Source organism: Bacillus sp. 05T31 (assembly GCF_056396725.1).
In genome coordinates this window covers 1-1,362 of record NZ_JBFTMA010000915.1, presented here as the reverse complement: position 1 = coordinate 1,362, position 1,362 = coordinate 1, and the positions used below count along the sequence as shown (strand labels likewise).

At 31.5% G+C, this 1,362-nt stretch carries 1 protein-coding gene; it reads left to right on the top strand.

Translation table 11 applies throughout. From position 1 onward, the window contains the following. The coding region (locus AC1DJR_RS29860; protein WP_477004241.1) for a TasA family protein at nucleotides 1-236 on the top strand (236 nt) is incomplete at its 5' end. Nucleotides 237-1,362: the final 1,126 nt, after the last annotated feature.

Genomic DNA, 1,362 nt, shown 5'->3' with positions numbered 1-1,362 from the left:
CTGTATACGAGACAACTCTTGCAGAACTAAAATCACAAAGCCCAGAGATTGCCTCCAAAAAAGTATTTCATTCTAAGTGGACTGAAACAGGAGGATTAAAACCTGGGAAAATGGATTGGTTTTGGATAAAGTTTATATTTGAAGACAACGGAACAGATCAAAACGTGTTCCAAGGGGATAGTATTGCGCTAAAAATGGAGTTCCAAGCCAAGCAAACAGATGGACAAGAAAGATAAATTTAAGAGAATAATACTGGTAAAAAGTAAAACTGAGCTTATGCCTTTAATTTAAAAGAATGATTACTACATATCTATACCAAAAGCCATTGATATCAGCATTTGCGCATGATATTAATGGCTTTTGTAAGTTTAACATTTTGAGTGTTTTGTAAACTAACATTTAATTTATAAATAGAAGAAAAAAATAGCCAAAAATCGTAGAGCGTTTAAGAGAGTAAATAACGACTCTCTTTTTTGCTTTTTTATTTTTATGGGTATCCATATACATTGAATAAGGAAATCCCCATGCTGCAATCAAGCTAAGAAAAGCATAAATCCCCAAATAGTAAAATTGAGATCCCCAGAGTAAAAATCATTGTTTTTGGGTAGCATAAAACCTTAGTATGTTAGCGATGTGATGCTAACCCAAATTTGAACCCTATTCCTCAATGAATCAAACAATTTAACATGGTAAAAGTATATTTGGATGAGAGTCCAATACTTACTATTGAAATTGTGATGGTTCACGTTGGAAGAAGGCACTTTAGGGTGTCTTTTCTTTATGAAAAAAAATCCCCGCACAATGTACAGGGATAAAAAATTATAAGTCATGGTGGGACAGTTCCTGTTTTAGTTAATCAGGTAGTTTCTATCTAACAGTAAAAACAAAATGTAATGCTTTGAAAAAAAACTATGTACTAGAACGGGTACTCTGTCCGTAAGCCATGAAAGAGGTACTTATATTATTTGTTTTTTAAATTATCTTGAATTTGTTGTTGCATATTTACTAGTGATGTTTTTAGGGAATTACTAAGCTTTTTAACAAATTTAAGAACAAGAAGCCAGTTTTTAATAATAGAATTCTAAAAGCGTTAGGGTAGAAATTTATTGTTTTTGTTAAAAAAGAATTGACTTCTACCATAGTTGTAACTAATATAGTTACAAAGGGTTGTAATCGAATTAGTTACACCTTATGGCTATTTAAAGTGAAAATAAGGTTTATATATTTAATTAAGGATGGTRGTCCACAYGTTRYCRCCCGGTGTAGAAAGTTACGAACATATTTAAATCAAGATATATTCCGAATTTTAGTATCTTCTATTTTGGAGCAATGATGTGCAGATTTTGGAGCAATGATGTGCAG